Source organism: Arthrobacter alpinus (assembly GCF_001294625.1).
Lineage (GTDB): Bacteria > Actinomycetota > Actinomycetes > Actinomycetales > Micrococcaceae > Specibacter > Specibacter alpinus_A.
The window spans coordinates 3,891,547-3,904,787 of record NZ_CP012677.1 but is presented as its reverse complement, the minus strand read 5'-3'; the positions used below and the strand labels follow the sequence as shown (position 1 = coordinate 3,904,787).

At 65.2% G+C, this 13,241-nt stretch carries 16 protein-coding genes; 3 read left to right on the top strand and 13 right to left on the bottom strand.

What is annotated here, in order from left to right:
* Nucleotides 1–118: 118 nt before the first annotated feature.
* Nucleotides 119–4,996: an ATP-dependent helicase gene (locus AOC05_RS17870; RefSeq protein WP_062008910.1), complete on the top strand. Its 4,878-nt coding sequence runs from the start codon at nucleotides 119–121 to the stop codon at nucleotides 4,994–4,996.
* On the top strand, nucleotides 4,989–5,801 hold the full coding sequence (locus AOC05_RS17865; RefSeq protein WP_062008908.1) for a DNA-formamidopyrimidine glycosylase family protein: 813 nt from the start codon (nucleotides 4,989–4,991) through the stop codon (nucleotides 5,799–5,801). Before AOC05_RS17870 ends, AOC05_RS17865 begins: the two co-directional genes overlap by 8 nt.
* Before the next feature lie 6 nt (nucleotides 5,802–5,807).
* Here the strand turns inward: AOC05_RS17865 and AOC05_RS17860 are convergent, their stop codons facing one another.
* From AOC05_RS17860 to AOC05_RS17850, 4 genes are all read right to left on the bottom strand, one after another.
* Nucleotides 5,808–6,458, bottom strand: a complete 651-nt coding sequence (locus AOC05_RS17860; protein WP_062008906.1) for a maleylpyruvate isomerase family mycothiol-dependent enzyme — start codon at nucleotides 6,456–6,458, stop codon at nucleotides 5,808–5,810.
* A gap of 137 nt (nucleotides 6,459–6,595) precedes the next feature.
* Nucleotides 6,596–6,730, bottom strand: a complete 135-nt coding sequence (locus tag AOC05_RS20445) for a hypothetical protein (RefSeq protein WP_257720349.1) — start codon at nucleotides 6,728–6,730, stop codon at nucleotides 6,596–6,598.
* A gap of 82 nt (nucleotides 6,731–6,812) precedes the next feature.
* Nucleotides 6,813–7,289: a hypothetical protein gene (locus AOC05_RS17855; RefSeq protein WP_062008905.1), complete on the bottom strand. Its 477-nt coding sequence runs from the start codon at nucleotides 7,287–7,289 to the stop codon at nucleotides 6,813–6,815.
* Entirely contained in the window at nucleotides 7,264–7,503 is a 240-nt protein-coding gene (locus tag AOC05_RS17850) for a sigma factor-like helix-turn-helix DNA-binding protein (RefSeq protein WP_062008902.1), read from the bottom strand. Before AOC05_RS17850 ends, AOC05_RS17855 begins: the two co-directional genes overlap by 26 nt.
* A gap of 214 nt (nucleotides 7,504–7,717) precedes the next feature.
* Here AOC05_RS17850 and AOC05_RS17845 point away from each other — a divergent pair, with 214 nt between their 5' ends.
* Nucleotides 7,718–8,638 (top strand): pseudouridine synthase, encoded by a 921-nt coding sequence (locus AOC05_RS17845; protein ID WP_062010010.1) that lies wholly within the window; start codon nucleotides 7,718–7,720, stop codon nucleotides 8,636–8,638.
* Between the two features lie 37 nt (nucleotides 8,639–8,675).
* On the opposite strand, the gene AOC05_RS17840 is transcribed toward AOC05_RS17845, so the two are convergent.
* From AOC05_RS17840 to AOC05_RS17800, 9 genes are all read right to left on the bottom strand, one after another.
* Entirely contained in the window at nucleotides 8,676–9,014 is a 339-nt protein-coding gene (locus AOC05_RS17840) for a hypothetical protein (protein ID WP_154604858.1), read from the bottom strand.
* Nucleotides 9,011–9,601 (bottom strand): Asp23/Gls24 family envelope stress response protein, encoded by a 591-nt coding sequence (locus tag AOC05_RS17835; RefSeq protein WP_062008898.1) that lies wholly within the window; start codon nucleotides 9,599–9,601, stop codon nucleotides 9,011–9,013. The genes AOC05_RS17840 and AOC05_RS17835 overlap by 4 nt, the downstream gene beginning before the upstream one ends.
* Nucleotides 9,598–10,167, bottom strand: a complete 570-nt coding sequence (locus AOC05_RS17830; protein WP_062008896.1) for an RNA polymerase sigma factor — start codon at nucleotides 10,165–10,167, stop codon at nucleotides 9,598–9,600. Before AOC05_RS17830 ends, AOC05_RS17835 begins: the two co-directional genes overlap by 4 nt.
* Nucleotides 10,168–10,418: 251 nt before the next feature.
* Nucleotides 10,419–11,021, bottom strand: coding sequence for a hypothetical protein (locus tag AOC05_RS17825; protein ID WP_062008894.1), 603 nt, complete (start codon nucleotides 11,019–11,021; stop codon nucleotides 10,419–10,421).
* The gene (locus AOC05_RS17820; protein WP_157375022.1) at nucleotides 11,018–11,599 is read right to left on the bottom strand and encodes a hypothetical protein; all 582 of its coding nucleotides are present in this window, start codon (nucleotides 11,597–11,599) and stop codon (nucleotides 11,018–11,020) included. Before AOC05_RS17820 ends, AOC05_RS17825 begins: the two co-directional genes overlap by 4 nt.
* Nucleotides 11,596–11,961 carry a hypothetical protein gene (locus AOC05_RS17815; RefSeq protein WP_062008891.1) on the bottom strand — a complete coding sequence of 122 codons (366 nt, stop codon included), beginning with the start codon at nucleotides 11,959–11,961 and terminating at the stop codon, nucleotides 11,596–11,598. The genes AOC05_RS17820 and AOC05_RS17815 overlap by 4 nt, the downstream gene beginning before the upstream one ends.
* The gene (locus AOC05_RS17810; protein WP_062008889.1) at nucleotides 11,958–12,149 is read right to left on the bottom strand and encodes a DUF2273 domain-containing protein; all 192 of its coding nucleotides are present in this window, start codon (nucleotides 12,147–12,149) and stop codon (nucleotides 11,958–11,960) included. The genes AOC05_RS17815 and AOC05_RS17810 overlap by 4 nt, the downstream gene beginning before the upstream one ends.
* Nucleotides 12,146–12,649 (bottom strand): Asp23/Gls24 family envelope stress response protein, encoded by a 504-nt coding sequence (locus tag AOC05_RS17805; RefSeq protein WP_062010008.1) that lies wholly within the window; start codon nucleotides 12,647–12,649, stop codon nucleotides 12,146–12,148. The genes AOC05_RS17810 and AOC05_RS17805 overlap by 4 nt, the downstream gene beginning before the upstream one ends.
* Before the next feature lie 173 nt (nucleotides 12,650–12,822).
* The gene (locus AOC05_RS17800) at nucleotides 12,823–13,128 is read right to left on the bottom strand and encodes a hypothetical protein (RefSeq protein ID WP_062008887.1); all 306 of its coding nucleotides are present in this window, start codon (nucleotides 13,126–13,128) and stop codon (nucleotides 12,823–12,825) included.
* Nucleotides 13,129–13,241: the final 113 nt, after the last annotated feature.

Below are 13,241 nucleotides of genomic sequence, written 5' to 3'. Positions count from 1 at the left end.
GAAAAAGCGCGGAACAGCAACGGCAACCATTGCCACCCCTCCTCTTAGATTACCGCTACCGTGTGCCCCTTCGGCGCTCAAAGCTGCCATGGCGGGCAATTGTCCTTGTGGCGCACCAATGTCGCCTCAGGTGCGGCATGATGGAGCCGTGCACTTGAAACCGACCGCCACCGCCATGGACCAATTCACGGCCCCCACCCGCGAATGGTTCCTGGGCGCGTTCAACTCCCCCACCCCCGCCCAATCGGGTGCGTGGGAAGCCATCGCCGACGGTGCACACGCCCTTGTGGTAGCACCCACCGGCTCCGGCAAAACCCTTGCCGCCTTCTTGTGGGCACTGAACGGACTGGCCAGTGAACCGGCCCCCGGCACCCCGGCAAAACCGTCTAGGCCCGGCACCCGGGTGCTGTACATCTCGCCGTTGAAGGCCCTGGGCGTGGATGTGGAACGGAACCTCCGCGCCCCGCTGATCGGAATTACCCAAACTGCCAAGCGTCTGGGTCTGGACGTGCCCGCCATCAGCGTGGGCGTCCGCTCCGGTGACACCCCCGCCAACGAACGCCGCCGCCTTCTCAGCCACCCACCGGACATCCTGATCACCACACCGGAATCCTTGTTCCTGATGCTCACCTCCAAGGCCCGCGAAACCCTCACAGACGTGCATACCGTCATCATCGACGAGGTTCATGCCGTGGCCGGCACCAAGCGCGGCGCCCACCTGGCGCTGTCCCTGGAACGGCTGGACGCGCTCCTAGACGCCCCTGCACAGCGCATTGGGCTGTCCGCGACCGTGGAGCCGCGTTCCACCGTGGCCCGGTTCCTAGGCGGTGCCATGCCCGTGAAAATCGTTGCGCCCGCCAGCACCAAGAACTGGAACCTGACTGTCACAGTCCCCGTGGCGGACATGACCGAGCTACCCGCGCTGGCCTCGGCCCGGGATGCCGGTCCCGCCACCGGGCTCGCACCCAATGCCTCCATCTGGCCGCATGTGGAGGAGAAAATCGTCGACGCGGTGCTGGCGAACAAGTCCACCATCGTCTTCGCCAACTCCCGCCGCCTGGCCGAGCGATTGACCGGCCGGCTCAACGAGATCTACCTCGAGCGGCTCGCCCTTGCCGCCAATGAAGCGGACGACACCGCCCCCTCCCCCGCGGACCCCTGGCTGACCGCGGCGTCCCCGGCATCTGAGCCTGCCCAGGCACGGGCCCTGTCGCCGGCGGGGGCGGCCTCCGCCGTCGGGAATCCTGCGCCGGCCAAGGCCCCGACCCGGCTTCCCGCGGAAATGATGGCCCAGGCAGGATCCGTGGCCGGAGCACCGAATGTTCTGGCGAAAGCCCACCACGGCTCGGTGTCCAAGGAGCAGCGGGCCTTGATCGAAGACGATTTGAAGTCGGGGCGGCTGCGCTGCGTGGTGGCCACCTCCAGTCTGGAGCTGGGTATCGACATGGGCGCCGTGGACCTGGTTATCCAGGTGGAGTCCCCGCCGTCGGTGGCCAGTGGGCTCCAGCGGGTGGGCCGGGCAGGGCACCAGGTGGGCGAGATCTCTCAGGGGATGTTGTTCCCCAAGCACCGGGCGGACTTGCTGCACTCGGCGGTGACCGTCGAGCGGATGCTGGCCGGGGCCATCGAGCCGCTGTCCATCCCCGCCAACCCGTTGGACATCTTGGCCCAGCAAACCGTGGCGGCGTCCGCCCTCGGAGCCATCGATGTGGAGGACTGGTTCGCCACGGTCAGGCGCAGCGCCCCCTTCACCGCACTTCCCCGCTCAGCGTTCGACGCCACCCTTGACCTTCTGGCGGGGCGCTACCCCAGCGACGAGTTTGCCGAGCTGCGCCCGCGCATCATCTGGGACCGGGTGGGCGGCACCATCACCGGGCGTCCCGGCGCCCAACGCCTGGCCGTCACCTCCGGCGGCACCATTCCGGACCGCGGGCTGTTCGGCGTTTTCATCGTGGGCGATTCCGGCGCGCCGGGCGCCAGTGGCCCAGGTGACGCAGCCGCCGGCCCGGCACGCTCGAACAAGGGCGGACGGCGGGTGGGCGAGCTCGACGAGGAGATGGTCTACGAATCCCGCGTAGGTGACGTCTTTGCCCTGGGCGCCACCAGCTGGAAGATCGAGGACATCACCTTTGACCGGGTCCTTGTCACCCCCGCGTTTGGGCAGCCCGGGAAGCTGCCGTTCTGGAAGGGCGATTCCCTCGGACGGCCGGTGGAACTGGGCCGGGCACTGGGCGCCTTCATCCGCGAGCTCAGCGCTGCCCCGCACAATCAGGCCCTGGCCCGCTGCACGGCCACGGGACTAGATAGCTGGGCAGCCAACAACCTCCTCGGCTATCTGGCCGATCAAAAGGCCGCAACGTCCCAGGTCCCCGACGACAAAACGCTCATGGTGGAGCGCTTCCACGACGAGCTCGGCGACTGGCGGGTGGTGCTGCACAGCCCCTTCGGCATGCCGGTCCATGCACCTTGGGCGCTGGCCGTGGCCGCGCGGCTGCACGAGCGGTACGGTCTGGACGGCTCCGCCATGGCCTCCGACGACGGCATCGTGCTGCGTGTTCCGATGATGGATGACGAACCGCCCGGCGCCGAGTTGTTCCTCTTTGACCCGGACGAGCTCGATTCCATAGTCACGGCCGAGGTGGGCGGTTCGGCCCTGTTTGCAAGCCGCTTCCGCGAATGTGCGGCCCGGGCGCTGCTGCTCCCCCGCCAGAATCCCGGCAAGCGATCGCCGCTGTGGCAGCAGCGCCAGCGCTCGGCCCAGCTGCTGGACGTGGCCAGGAAGTACCCGCAGTTCCCCATCGTTTTGGAGACGGTGCGCGAATGCCTGCAGGACGTCTATGACCTTCCCGCGCTGAAGGGCATTGCCGCCGCCATCGAACGCCGCGAGCTGCGAATTGTGGAAACCACCACGAACGAGCCGTCGCCGTTCGCCAGGTCGCTGCTGTTTGGCTACGTGGCCAGCTTCCTCTACGAGGGCGACTCCCCGCTGGCTGAGCGCCGTGCCGCCGCACTCTCCCTGGACCCGGCCCTGTTGGATGAGTTGCTGGGCCGTGCCGAGCTGCGCGAACTTCTCGACCCGCAAGTCATTGCCGACACCGAGGCAGAGCTCCAACGCCTGGCCCCGGACCGGCGTGCCCGCGGGATTGAAGGGGTTGCGGACCTGTTGCGCCTGCTGGGTCCCTTGACCGTTGCCGAGGTTTCCGCTCGGCTGGTCCCCACTTTAGAAACGGACGACGCCGGGCACCAGACCCAGACTGCCGCCGACCTTGCCGGGCTGGTCTCGGCAAACCGTGCCCTCCGCGTGCAGATGGGCGGTGAGGAACGGTTCGCCGCCATCGAGGACGCCGCCCGGCTGCGTGACGCCCTCGGGATCCCCACGCCCATGGGCGTGCCGCTGGCTTTCATCGAACCGGTGGCCGATCCCCTCGGTGACCTTTTGGGCCGCTACGCCCGCACCCACGGACCCTTCACCGCGTCGGACGCTGCGGTACGGCTGGGACTGGGGGTCGCCGTCGTACTCCCGGGCCTGGCGCGGCTGGCAGCGGACAGGCGGGTTACGGAGGGCGAGTTCTTACCGCAGCGTGCGGAGAACGGCGGCTCCGAGTGGTGCGATGTTGAGGTGCTGCGGCGGCTGCGCAGGAGGTCGTTGGCGGCCCTGCGGGCGGAGGTGGAGCCCGTCGACGCGGCCGCCTTTGGTCGGTTCCTGCCCGCCTGGCAGCATGTGGGGGCGGCCTCCGGGGCGCCTGCCTTGCGCGGACTGGATGGCCTGCTGACGGTTATTGACCAGCTGGCGGGCGCGCCCATTCCGGCATCTGCGTGGGAACCGCTGGTGCTAGCGCAGCGCATAGTTGACTACTCCCCGGCCATGCTCGAGGAGCTCATGGCCACCGGTGAAGTCATTGTGTCCGGTGCGGGCGCCCTGGGAGGTTCGGACGGCTGGCTGAGTTTGCATGTGGCGGAGTCGGCCGATCTCACGCTGGCCCCGGCACCCGACTTTGCGCCCACTGCATTCCAGCAGCGACTGTTGGATGCACTGTCCGGCGGCGGCGCATACTTCTTCCACCAACTGCGCGAGTTGACCGCCGACGGCCCGGATATTGTCCCCGGGGATGAGGATCTCAGCGCGGCCCTGTGGGAGCTTTTTTGGGCGGGCCGGATCAGCAACGACACGTTCGCACCCGTGCGCGCGCTGCTTTCCGGCGGTCACACGGCACACAAGCAAAAGCCTGCCCCTTCACGCCTGCGCCCGGCCCGGTCCGGGCGGTACGCCAGGCTGCCGGGGCGGGCCGTCGCCGGGCAGCGAGGGGCCCCGCCGCTGGGTGCCGGGCGGTGGAGCGCCCTGCCACTGCCCGAAACGGACACGGTTTCAACCGCGCAAAACACACTGCGCAGCCACGCATTCGCTGAGCTGCTGCTTGATAGGTACGGTGTGGTGACGCGCGGATCGGTCATGAATCTGGGGGTTCCGGGGGGCTTCGGGCTCATGTATAAGGTGCTGGCACGACTTGAGGAGACGGGCAAATGCCGGCGCGGATACTTCATCGAGCACCTGGGTGCGGCGCAGTTCGCCGTGCCCGCCACAGTAGACCGGCTGCGCACCTTTGCCGAGGATGCGGCCACGAATCCGCGCCCGCCCAAGGCACTGGCCCTGGCCGCCACTGATCCTGCTAACCCCTACGGCGCTGCACTTCCCTGGCCGCCACTGGATTCCGGGCACCGGCCCGGTCGCAAGGCAGGTGCCCTGGTGGTGATGGTCGACGGCGCCTTGGTGCTCTATGTGGAGCGCGGCGGACGGACGCTGCTGTGCTTCAGCGACGACGCACCCGCTGTGGCCCTCGCCGCGGCGGCCCTGGTCCAGGTGGTCAGGCACGGCGCCGTGGGCAAGCTGGCCATGGAAAAGGTCAATGGCGCCAGCATCCTGGACACCCCGCTGGCCACGGCCTTACTTGCCGCCGGCGCCTACGGCTCACCCAGCGGAGTGCGAGTCCGTGCCTGAGGGCGACACCGTATGGCGGGCAGCCAAGGACCTGCGCACCGCCCTGGCCGGGCAGCGCCTGCTTGCCTGCGATCTCCGTGTGCCCGCATTTGCCACGGTGGACTTCACCGGCAGTGTGGTGCAGTCGGTACAATCTTGCGGCAAACACCTGTTGATGTTTGTGGACGGCCATGTGATCCATTCACACCTGTCCATGGAGGGCCGCTGGGACCTCTACCCGGCGCCCGCCTCCGGGTCACCGCCGCACTGGCGCCGCCCGGCTCACACTGCTCGGGCCGTGCTACGAACAGGGGATGTTGAGGCGGTGGGGTTTTCCCTTGGCCTCCTGGAAGTCCTGCCCGAAACCGGGCTGAGCAACGCCGTCGGGCATCTGGGACCCGATCTGCTGGGGCCGGGCTGGGACGCGGACCAGGCGCTGCGGCGACTGCTCGCGGAACCCGAGCGGGCGATTGGGTTAGCTCTTTTGGATCAGCGCAATCTTGCAGGGATCGGTAACATTTACCGGAACGAGCTGTGTTTCCTGAGCCGTGTTCATCCTGCTGCGACGGTAGCGGAGGTGCAAGATCTGCCTCGGATGGTGGAACTAGCGAAACGGCTGCTCGAGGTTAACAAGAACCGCTCCCAGCGCTCAACGACGGGAGGGCCGGCGCGGGGCGAGGCGGCATCGTGGGTTTATGGGCTTGCCGGGAAACCGTGCAAGAGGTGCGGGGCGCTGATCCGGCACGCAACAATGGCGGACCCTGCATTCCCCTCCTGGGCGGCACGGGACATTTACTGGTGTCCGCGGTGCCAAGTTGGGCCGTGAACGCTGCTAGTTTCCGGTTTTATCGAGCCGAGAGCGGAGGACCTGCCCACCTGGCCCGTGTAGGTCGTCGAGGTAGGCGGCGCGTCCGGCCAGTGCCATGACCAATGCCAGTGTCGGCCCAGTGACAAGCGCACCCTCGCCGGATGCGAACGGCCCGTCGTCTGCCTGGAGCCGGAGTCGTGTGGCGTTCGACTTGCTGGGAACGGCGAAGTTGCGGCTTGCGAAGAATTTCGCGACCTGTGTAAGCGCATCAATGCTGGGCGTGCCAACTAGGCCCAGCGGACGTCGGATGTCCTGGGCATGCACCACAACTTCCCCTAGGTAGGCCGCAGTATCGGCTGTCGGTGCGGTGGTGCTGGCAATGATGGCTCGAAAGTTGTTCAGGGTCTCCGCCGGGTTGACCCCGAGATGCTCGCCCAGGCGCCGGAGATTGTGCACATCGGGGCGAAACCGGGCGCCAAGCATGCTGCGGATCCAACGTAACTGGCCGATGCTGGCCGCCGCGGTCAGGTGCGCTACCACCTGCTCAACGTTCCACTCCCTGCAGAGGGTGGCATGCTGCCATTGCTCGGTTGTGAGTCCGGACAGGTCCTGCGCGAGCGCGGCGCGCTCGGCATGAGCCAGTGCCCACAAGTCCGTTTCGCCATTCTTTGTCATGTGATTGTTGCCTCCATGCCGTCTGCGATGCTCCAATCCTATGGGAGAACGCTTTAGCGCAAGCAGCTGGCGCGGTTGCCCCCGTTCGTTGAGCCAACCGCGCCAGAAAGATACTTGTTCTTCGCACGCGCTGCCATTCACACAGCGTCGATGCTGGCTAGGGCGCCGAAGCAACCACCGAGGTGCGAATGGTGGTCCAGCCAGCTGCTGTCCTGGCGCATATGCGAGAGGTCTTCCACTCTGCCGATGGCAATCCCGGTCTGCCCGTCCATAGATTGATCCTGACCACTGGTCTTCACGTAAATGCAGTTGAGCAGTTTGCGTGGCTCTTTGGGATAACTGGCCAGTTCCTTCTCACTCGGGAACGAGCTGGGTGAGTTGTAGAACGAACCACCGTTGCCCCGTACCACCTCGGATGTGTGGCCCGCATCCTGCACCCGTGCCAGGGCTACTTTCTTCCCCCCCTTCGCTAAAGAAGATGGTGGGGATGCGTCCTGATCGTTCCCACACCCATTCCTCATCGGGAGGATTGTGCGCACTTGTCATACTCAGCCAGAGATTGGTGCTGAGGACCTCCGCGGCCTCGGCAGTGGCCCCTGCTCTCCACCCGGCAAGTCCGACGACGTTCCCGGCCAGCAGCACCGTTGCAAGTCCCAGCGTGGCCACGGGCATGATGGCAATCCGCAACGTCTTCTTTCCGCGCTTTTTCGGCTGCATGGTCTCCCCCACACTGATGCGTCGCAGCAGTTGGTGAGGGCCGCCGTCGAGCATTGAATCACTGGCAACCGGAACGTCCTTGCCCGTCTCACGCAATAGCTTGAGCTCGTCCATGATCTGTCTCCTCAATGTTGTTCAGGTGCGCTCGGGCAGCCTCTTTGAGGATGCGCCGGGCCCGGTTGAGTCGTGACCTCACAGTGCCAATGGGGACTTTTGTGGCCGCTGCTATGCCTTCGTAGCTCAGCTCGGCCCAGGCGCAGAGCAGGATGCATTCCCTGTCGGCGGCCGACAGCTTCCGCAGCGCACCGGCCAGGGCCGACGCTGCCACGGCAGCAGGTTCGTGGCAATGCCAAAAATCCTCGCCCGCGCATCCTCCCGCTGTCTGTCCTCACACCCTGTATTGCACAGTGGGCCGAAAAAGGTTCACGGCCGCCGCCGTACTTGTGATTGCTTGGCTGCAGCCTGTCCCCCAATGATCGACTCCCACCCGCACAAGGCCGGTGGTCGGCACCTGCAGGAACCCTCGGTACCCTTGAAAGATGATGAAATCTCCTCTTCCCGTGCGCGACGGCGTCAACGCGACCCGTGTGCGAATCCCCGAAGAGGGTCCCTGGGCCACGGCCATGGAGTACGTCCTGGCCAAGTTTGGCCACGTTGACCCGGCGGGAATTGTGGACCGCTTTGAGCGCGGCGACGTCAAGGCTCTGGGCGGGGAAATCCTCACGCCCACAACTGCCTTGAACGAGCACGAGTTCATTTGGTATTACCGGGAACTGCCGGAGGAAACCCGGCTGCCGGTGGAGCTGGGCATACTGCATCAGGATCAGGACCTGGTGGTGGTGGACAAGCCGCATTTCCTACCTACCACACCGGGCGGCATGTACGTGCAGGAGTCGGCGTTGGTTCGGTTGCGCGTGCTTTTGGACCTGCCCGATCTGGTGCCGATCCACCGCCTGGACCGCATGACGGCCGGGGTGCTGCTGTTCTCGGCCAACCCTCAAACGCGCGGCAAATACCAGCTGCTCTTTGAAAAGCGCCACATCCAAAAAACCTACCGGGCGGTGGCCCCCGTGCGCACGGACCTGGAACTCCCCCTGGTGGTGCGCAGCCGCATGATCAAGTCGCGGACGTACCTGCTGGCGCAAGAGGTCGACGGCGAGCCGAATGCGGAGACCAGGATTGAGTTGATGGACACCCGTGTTGACCCCTCCACCGGGGAAACGCTGGGCCTGTACAACCTGGAACCGCACACCGGCAAGACGCACCAGCTGCGCGTGCACCTGGCCTCTGCGGGCATCGGCATCCTCAACGACTCCTTCTACCCTGTGCTCTTCGACCAGGCCCCCGACGACTACACCAAGCCGTTGCAGTTGCTTGCACACAGCATTGCCTTCACCGACCCGTTAACGCGTAAAGAGGTCAGCTACTTTTCCCAGCTGACGCTCTCCGCCTTCCCCAACTAAGACCCGCGTGGGCCCGGACACGCTCGACCACCGGTGGTCAGACCCCGATCGCGGCAACCTCCACTGCTGCCACGACGCCCACCTCCGGCTGCCGCGCAGAAACGAACACGCGAATCGCGGCGGCAACATTGCGAGCCAGCGCCGGGGCGGGCACCGCCCCATTGGTGCCGATCCGGACCTGCACGCGCATGATCTGCCGCCCGCCGTCGTCATCGCGGAGGCACACCACAAAGGGCAGCTGTGCCGGGTCATCCACCGGCGACAGGGCCGCCCCCACCTGTTTGAGAACCGTCAGCCACAGCGGATCGGCGGAATAGACGATTGCCACGCCGTCCACGCCCAGCACCAGCTCGCGGATCTCCTCTTCCATACTCACAGCTCTCCTCCATCTCCGTGCCCGGGTTCGGCAATCGGTGCCCGCATGTCAGTAAATGCCACGTTTATCGCGGCAACATTTAGTTCAGTCTGAACCAAAAGCTCAGCCATAACGGCCGCGCGCAGTTCCGCAGCCAAGGATGGCAGGGGGAAGCCGTACCGGGCGGAAACATTGACGTTCACCTCCACAGGGGCGCCGGAAACCGTGACATCACCGTCCATGCGGCACCTACCAATCAGCACCCCGCCCAAGGAGTCACCGACGGTGCGCACCAGGGCAATCACGGCACCCTCGCTCTCGCTCAGCTGCTCGGAGGGGGCCCCGGCAAGCGGAATCGAACGCCCGGCCCGGGTTTCCAGGCGCAGGTTTGCCAACATGCCCTCAAGCCAGCCGGATGGTTCGGCAGCTGCCGAGGCCACGTCGTCATCCAGTAAGTCACGCGCCGCGGCCTGTAAACTGCGCAGCCCGGCAAGGCGTGCCTGGCACTGCGGGCAGTGCTCAATGTGCTCGGCATCGGCTGATCTTCCGGTGTCTAGGTAGTCACTGAGGTCCTCGATGCGCCGGCCGCAATCACGGGTGGGGTTCATCGCCAATCCTCCATTTCCGAAATAAGCGTGGTCCGTGCCCGTGCCAACCGGCCGCGCACGCTGGTGGAGCTGATGCCCAAGGTCTGGGCGATCTCCTCATATGACTGACCGCCATACTCCCTCAAAATCCAACATCGTCTTTGTTTCTCTGGCAGCTTGTCCAAGGCCCGGCTGAGCGCCTGCCGGGCAGACCCGGCGACCGCGGATTGTTCGGGGCTGGGCGCCTTGTCGATGAGCTCGAGCTGGTCTGCGATGTTGCTGTGTAACTTCCGACGCCGGCCGGCATCTACCGCCCGATGCCCCACGATCCGCATGAGCCAGGCTTTGACGGCGGTGCCATCCCGAAGGTTGCCGATCTCTTTCCACGCCGTGATCAGCGATTCCTGCACGACGTCGTCGGCTTCTGCCGGGGAACTCATGAGGCGCCGTGAGTAGGCGCGCATCAAGGGGCCATGGCGGCGGGCCAGCGTTTCAAAAGCGGCTACATCACCGTCGCTGGCACGCTCGACAAGCACAGCGTCAGGGGCATCGGCGAGCCTGCTGGCTGGCGGGTTGATGCGCTTCATCGTCTTGTGTCCCTTCCAAGGTTTGGATTTCTGCGTCCCGTGCAGTTGGCCAGGTGAAGTAATTCTGAGCTTATGCGCACCGCGGGTCGGCAGCGGCGAAGGTGTCTGCCGACCCGCGGTGGTGTGGCGTTACTTGCGGCCCTTGATTGCGCCGTAAACTGCGGCAACAACCACGCCACCAACCGTTGCTCCGACGACACCCAAAATGTTCTCGTTGCTATAGGTGTTGTGTTTTCATTGACGTTGCGTATCTATGCCACACGTTCGGTGCGGGCAAACCGCGACCGGGTGCCGGCCTTGATGCGGATGAGTACCGGAATTTCTTTGCCCAAGAGGGCATCGAGGCCATTGACAAGCTCATCAAGGACCTCAGCCAACTCCCGGGGCGAGGCACCCTTGCGGGCTTGCAGGCTGATCTTTAGCCCGCTGCCTCCTTTGACCTGCCATGACTGGACAGAGGCGGAGAGCACCTGCTTGTTTCCAGCCAGCGCCGCTTTGATGGCTTGGCTCGCGACGGCGGTTTCCACCGTTGTGGTGCCGGCGTCGCCGTCGTCCCTGGCCAGCTGGTTGGTGCGCCCGCCGCCCTGGGAGACGATCCAGCAGACCAGCAGGATCGCGGACACCACGAGTACACCCATGACGGCGACGGTCCACCAGCTGGTCTCTTGCCCCGGAATTTTGGCTGCGGCCAGCTGTTCCTGGACGCGGGCCCAAAAGTCGGTGCCCGTGCGGGTCCAAGCCTGCGCAAATTCCTGGCTGCTGCCGGCAAGCACGGCGAGGGGTCCTGCTGCGATCAGGAGCAGCCCCACCAACGCCAACAGTGCACGGTTCAGTCCGCGGCGGGTGCCGTTCATATGCCCACCGCCCCCCGGGAGGCAACAGCAACGTTGACCTTCAACTTCCTTGCCAGGCAGTAGCTGGCGATTTCCCGGTCCACGGCTTCGCGGACGGCGGATTCTCCCACAGCCACGCCCGAGCTCGGGTGAACTCTCACCTCAACGCTTCTGTGTCCAACACTGGCAGTGACTTGTTCCGGTGCCAGGCGGGATGTGGTGCGTGCCGTCCTGGCGATTGCCGAGGCAAGGACCTCGCGGTCAACCACGACGGCGGAGCGGCTGTTCTCGATCAGATGGCGCGGTTTAGTGCCGGGCAGGATTGCGGCAAGAACGTACGCCACCCCCACCACGGCGAGCACCACTCCCACTGCCACAAGAACCGATGGCAGCGTTGCTGTACCCAGAGACGCAGTGCGTTCCATGAGCTCCACCGGGGAGATCAACAATGCTCTATGGCCCGTCACAGAAAGCATCAGCTCCAAGGCCAGCCACAGGACGGCCGCAAGGAGCACGGCTGCCGTCACAATGGACAGCACGGCACGGGAGGAATGTGTTTCCCGACGGCCCATGCGTCGAATAATTGTTGCCTGGCTCATTTGACCCTCTCCCTGCTATCCAGATGTGCACCCGTGAAGCGGATGTCCACCCGTCCCACCGATGTTCCGGCGAGTGCTTGGATGCGCTTGGCGATGGTCTCCCTAGCCGCGGCTGCCCGGTAAAAGACGGTGTCGCCTTCAGCTGCCTGCGCATTTTGGACAATTTCCGCCAACGGTACGATGGCAAGGGCAAGGGCCAGTGAGACGCTGAGTTGTCCGTGCCCGTCCCGAACCCGGGCGTGTACCTCCTGCAACGGCACCTTGAACGCGTCGGCCGCAATGGCTGCGACCAGCCGCTGCATGGTCCCGGTGGAGATTGTGGTGTGCCCGGCACGCCTGTTTTCCAGCGTGCCGGCACTCATGATGAAGTCCGTTTACCGCGCAACGCGTCAAAGGCTCCGCGCACGTCCAGCCGACCCGCCAGGCTTCGCCCCACGACCGCTCCGACGGCCATGAACAGCGCCACCAGAAGCATCGCCCAGAAGCCGAACGCGAGGGCTGAAATCGCCAGGATCGCCCCTACGGCGACTCCGGTGGTTGTCGAGCTCATGAAACTCGGACTTCCCGTGTGCGGGGCTCCCCGGAGTCGTCGTAGTTCTTGTTGTCGACGCGACCGTTGTCAGCTTGCCTGGCATCGGAGTGCTTGTCATCTGAATCGTCACCGGAAATGTGAATGTCGGTGATGGCGACGTTGACCTCGGTGACTTCCATGCCGACCACGTCTTCAACCGCCGCGTAGATTGCGTCACGAACATCGTTGGCAACCTTTTGCAGGGGGTGCGGGTATTCCACCACGATCGTCACGTCCACGGCCACCTGTGTCTGGCCGACCTCAACGCTGACGCCCTGGGTGAGGTCCTTCTGTCCCACTGCCTCGCGGAGGCTGCCCAGCGCCCGTGCAGCCCCGCCGCCCAAGGCGTATACACCGGCAATGTCCTGCGCGGCGATGCCGGCGACTTTGGCAACCACGCCGTCGGCCACCGTGGTGGCGCCCCGGCTGGTAGTGATGGTGTTTGTATCATTCTGGCGAGTTGCCCCGCCCTGCTGAATCGATGCCGGGGTCTTTCCCTGAGGCTGAGTAGTCAAAATAATCACTCCCGAAATTCTTGGTATGGATATTTCTTCAAGCTCGGTGCCGTTTGGCGCCTACATAAGTAAGGCGTGTCGAGGACCACTATCGTCACGGTGAAATTAATGTGAATTGCGTCAAATCAAAAAAGGGTTTAGAGCGGGAGCCACTTTCCCGCCGAACGGCGGGCGGTGCGCACTGCGCCGGTGGTAGCCACGGTGTTGACCCCGTGCTCCATGGCAGCGGCCGCCTTGCGCGCAAGGAGGTTCTCGGCGTCGAACTCGGAAGCCTCCACCATGAACCGCACCGTGATGCGCGGAACCCCGGCAACAATGTCCAGCTGGTTGGCCTCCACCACGTGCGCGGCAGCCACCGCCGCCACCGCCATGTCCATGACTTCTGCAGGGGCGTGGCCGGGGCGCAGGCCGGTGATCTGGATGGTGGCACGGAAGGAAGGCATGCTTCCAGCCTAAACGAATCGACAGGCATACTATCGACGCGCTGACGGAGGGACCGGCATGCTCTCGGCTGCTTTTCTGATCCTCGGCCGCGTGCGGCCTCCGGTCTCCCTGA

Excerpts from the sequence above, each read along its gene's own strand:
- AOC05_RS17800 (WP_062008887.1), bottom strand. The coding sequence starts at position 13,128 with ATGCCTTCCTTCCGTGCCACCATCCAGATCACCGGCCTGCGCCCCGGC.
- AOC05_RS17845 (WP_062010010.1), top strand. The coding sequence starts at position 7,718 with ATGAAATCTCCTCTTCCCGTGCGCGACGGCGTCAACGCGACCCGTGTG.
- AOC05_RS17855 (WP_062008905.1), bottom strand. The coding sequence starts at position 7,289 with ATGGACGAGCTCAAGCTATTGCGTGAGACGGGCAAGGACGTTCCGGTT.
- AOC05_RS17810 (WP_062008889.1), bottom strand. The coding sequence starts at position 12,149 with ATGAGCTCGACAACCACCGGAGTCGCCGTAGGGGCGATCCTGGCGATT.
- AOC05_RS17860 (WP_062008906.1), bottom strand. The coding sequence starts at position 6,458 with ATGACAAAGAATGGCGAAACGGACTTGTGGGCACTGGCTCATGCCGAG.
- AOC05_RS17815 (WP_062008891.1), bottom strand. The coding sequence starts at position 11,961 with ATGAGTGCCGGCACGCTGGAAAACAGGCGTGCCGGGCACACCACAATC.
- AOC05_RS17835 (WP_062008898.1), bottom strand. The coding sequence starts at position 9,601 with ATGAACCCCACCCGTGATTGCGGCCGGCGCATCGAGGACCTCAGTGAC.
- AOC05_RS20445 (WP_257720349.1), bottom strand. The coding sequence starts at position 6,730 with ATGGACGGGCAGACCGGGATTGCCATCGGCAGAGTGGAAGACCTCTCG.
- AOC05_RS17870 (WP_062008910.1), top strand. The coding sequence starts at position 119 with ATGTCGCCTCAGGTGCGGCATGATGGAGCCGTGCACTTGAAACCGACC.
- AOC05_RS17825 (WP_062008894.1), bottom strand. The coding sequence starts at position 11,021 with ATGAACGGCACCCGCCGCGGACTGAACCGTGCACTGTTGGCGTTGGTG.
- AOC05_RS17820 (WP_157375022.1), bottom strand. The coding sequence starts at position 11,599 with ATGAGCCAGGCAACAATTATTCGACGCATGGGCCGTCGGGAAACACAT.
- AOC05_RS17830 (WP_062008896.1), bottom strand. The coding sequence starts at position 10,167 with ATGAAGCGCATCAACCCGCCAGCCAGCAGGCTCGCCGATGCCCCTGAC.